Source organism: Acidithiobacillus ferriphilus (genome assembly GCF_018854775.1).
Classification (GTDB): Bacteria; Pseudomonadota; Gammaproteobacteria; order Acidithiobacillales; family Acidithiobacillaceae; genus Acidithiobacillus; species Acidithiobacillus ferriphilus.
Genome location: NZ_JAAZTY010000163.1, coordinates 1 through 3,603 on the forward strand (window position 1 = coordinate 1; position 3,603 = coordinate 3,603).

Annotated in this window: 3 protein-coding genes; 2 read left to right on the forward strand and 1 reads right to left on the reverse strand. The window is 56.0% G+C overall.

Annotated features, from left to right (window positions below; genetic code table 11):
* Positions 1-2,211: EAL domain-containing protein (locus HF921_RS10975; RefSeq protein WP_215893810.1), on the reverse strand; the 2,211-nt coding region annotated here is incomplete at its 3' end.
* A gap of 252 nt (positions 2,212-2,463) precedes the next feature.
* On the opposite strand from HF921_RS10975, the gene HF921_RS10980 reads away from it, so the two are divergent.
* Entirely contained in the window at positions 2,464-2,637 is a 174-nt protein-coding gene (locus HF921_RS10980) for a PCP reductase family protein (RefSeq protein ID WP_215849368.1), read from the forward strand.
* Positions 2,638-2,858: 221 nt separating this feature from the next.
* Complete coding sequence (locus HF921_RS10985) at positions 2,859-3,500, forward strand: AAA family ATPase (RefSeq protein WP_226834512.1); 642 nt, start codon at positions 2,859-2,861, stop codon at positions 3,498-3,500.
* The last annotated feature ends 103 nt before the right edge of the window (positions 3,501-3,603 follow it).

Here is a 3,603-nt window from a genome sequence, read left to right on the forward strand (position 1 = left end):
GGGAGGGAGCGGCTTGGAAAAATAGTACCCCTGCAGATGGCTGCACCCCATTTTGGTGAGCAGTGCCGCGTGCTCTGCCGTCTCCACTCCTTCAGCGATCACATCCAGACCCAGCATGCGGCTGGCGGTAATCACCGCCGCGACGATGGCCAGGTCCTTGGGATCATTGATCATGTCGCGCACAAAACTCCGATCGATCTTGATGGATTGGGCCTGGAGCTGTTGGAGGTAGGTTAGAGACGCATTGCCGGTACCAAAATCATCGAGGGCGACGCGCACCCCCATGCGATGACAGGCAGCCAGGAGGACTTGCGCGCCTGCCATATCGATCAGCGGCGCCGACTCGGTGACCTCAATCTCTAGCTGATTTTGGGGTATGTCCGGGTGATTGGCCAAGATTTCCCGTAGATCGTCCAGGAAGCGGGCATCAAGCAGGTGGCGGGCGCTGATATTCACCGATATGCGCAACACCAGCCCTTCCCGACGCCAAGCTTCTTCTTGACGCAGAGCCATTTCTAGGACGAATCGGCCGATAGAACGCGCGAGGCTGGGGTGGTCCAGGGCGGAGAAAAAGGCGGCTGGGGGGAGCAGTCCTTTCTCCGGGTGTTGCAGGCGAATAAGGGCTTCCACGCTCAGGACCTCCCCGGCGCTGGATACGATAGGTTGGTAGTGCAGGATCAAACGCTTGTCGTTCAATGCTTGCTGCAACATGACGCGCATCTCCGTCTCTGCTTGTACAGCCTCATCCAGGGCCAAAGTATGCAGATGAAATTGGTCCCGGCCCGCATCCTTGGCGGCATAGAGCGCCATATCGGCGTGCTGTATCAGCATACTGGCGTTACTGTCGTCCAGAGGATAGAGGGTGATTCCTAGACTGCCGGAGATGCTGACCGCTTCGCCATGGATATTCAGCGCTTCCCGGATGCTAGCGAGTAGGCGTTTACAAATAACTCCGAGGCTGTCCACGCTATCCAGGCCGGGCAGTAGCAGCCCGAATTCATCGCCGCCCATCCGCGCGAGGGTGTCCCCGGCGCGCAAATGTCCTTGTAGTCTTTGCACCACGGCCAGCAGCAACTGATCTCCGGCCGCGTGCCCGAGCCGATCGTTCACCTGCTTGAACCCATCGAGATCGAGCAGCGCCACGCCAAGGAGTCGCTCATTCCTCAGCGCCTGGGTTTGGGCGATTTCCAGACGGTCCAGGAAGAGGGTGCGGTTTGGTAAACCAGTCAGCGGGTCGCGCAGGGATTGGTTGCGCAGTTGGAGCACCATCTCGCCGAGATGGGCGAACGCATGAAAATAATCTGATCCAACTCGACGAAAGTATCCTTTTTCGCGCGCTCCGATCAGGATCGCACCACGCAGATCCTCCTCACCAAAGGGAAATATCCCGACTTCTTTAACCCGGTTGTGGAGGTTTTTAATCCACTCTGGGGCATGCGGATCTTCTACGGACCGGATGACCGTCTGTCCGCATTCCAGTGCCTCCCAGCAAGGATCTCCAGTATTCTTTGGTAGTTGCAGAGTCGGCAGTGGGAGACCGGCAATGCACTCCAGGGTTAATACATCTCCCATGGCACCACTCACCACATAACCAGCCAGGCGTACGCTGGCGCTCTTGCGCGGCAGGGCTTCGCAGATCTGCTGGAGCAACAACGCCTCCGGGCGTTGGGACTCCGCCCCTTGGGGAACGGCAAGCACCCCCAATAAAACATCGAAGAGGGCCAACCGATCAGCATCGGTCTCGCGAGAGGCGCGGGCATAGCCGTCAAGTTGGATCATGAGGTCGCCAATCAGCAGACGGAACAAGGCGTCTCGCAGCGCATTCCGTTCAGCCTCCGGAACCTGGTCCTGGAGCACCTTCTGCCAATGGCGCCAGTAGAGGATATAGGCGCCGGCGACCCAGGAGGGCTTGATGCCCAGACGGTGGTGCAGAGCCCCGATTTTGCGCATGGACTCCCGCCAGGATTTGTTCAGGTGACTGGCCAGAAGCCCGCTGATGTGTTCCGCCTGTTTCTGCATCAGGGCGTCCAGACGCGCGCGGGAGAAATCCCGGAAGACGGCGGCGGTGACCGGGTGTGAGAGCAGATACTCGTAGAAATCGTGTGCGAGGGCCCCGGTTTCCGCCTCAAGGAGAACCCGGTAGCGTTTGATAAATTGAAAGTCCGAATCATGCAGACCGAGAAAATTAGGGAGCGTGCTGGTGGTGTCCATAGTTTTAAGTGATCCCTGTAAAAAATCGCGATCTTCCGCCCATCTCGGACAATCCAGCAGCAAAGAAAAAGCACTACGATTATATCCAAGCAATCTCAGCAAGCGTGCAGCATTAATGCCGCGCTTGCCTGAAATAGTAGATCAATTCAATAGACTAAGCCACATCGGCTTGACACCCTGTTACCAAGCCCATAAAATTTTCTTTCTAGCTACAGCGCCGCAATCCCCCATCCGATGTTAAGGAGTCAACAAATGAGCGAACAGACACTGCCCTGGGACGAAGACGCGCTGCAACGCCTGGAGAAAATGCCCTCTTTCGTGCGCAACATGGCCAAGGCCAAAATCGAGAAGGCCGCCAAGGAAGCGGGCGAATCGAAAGTCACCGCCGCGTTTCTCGATGCCAACAAAGGGAAAATGATGGGTTAACCTTATTCCCAGTTCAGCCAAAGCAACAAAATAAATCTAAAATAATCCAATTGCCAGCCTATAGTTCTGATAGCCCACTGCTTTGAGGTCGCTCATAGGCATGGCGTCCTTGCCGGTCATCGGCTATCATCCGCACCGGCATCTTAAATAGCCGATTTTCTCGGCCCGGTGTATCACGACTTTCAAACGCTGGATTCTGTCAATTCATATCCGCCGCCAACATGGGGCAAGCGGCACCATCCTTGCCTTATGGCTGCCCGCAAAAGCAGTACCATATTCTGAGTTGCGATCAGGCGGACCGTGCCGCCATATTCACAAACGATGCACGCCAGGTAAACATGCTATTGGAAGAGAAACCTTCACCATTGATCATCTTCACCGTCGGCACGTCCGCCAGTGGCAAAAGCACCTGGGCACGCGCCATGCAAAGCCAATACCCCAGCCTAAATATTCACGTCATCGAACGGGACGCCATCCGGGCAGCCTTGTATTATGAGGCATCTGGACAGCCGTTTTCCTGGAAGACCTGGGACAAAGCGCAGGAAGATCGTGTGCAATCGCTCTGGGAAGAAGCCATTCGCCAGGCGATAACGGAAGCGGACGCATTGATTATCGCAGACACGCATCTTGATCCGGAGCGACTGGCTCCCTATGCGGAATGGATACGGTCTCTGCGGACGACAGGCAGCGATCCGGAAATGATCATCCAATATTTTTCATCCATACCGCTGATAGATCTCATTCGTCGAGACCAGGGACGGATCAATTCGGTCGGTGGTGCGGTGCTGCGTGAGCAGCTTCAGCGGTTACAGCCGGAGGAGCATTACTGGCGGGCTGTTGAATCGAAACGCACAAGCCAGTAAATTTACAACGGTTTTCAGATACAGGAGCATGTTCATCATGGCTAAAAGCAAAATTGGGACGCAAGACGATTTCCCCAGAGGCCAGGTCAAGGCCTGCAAGGTT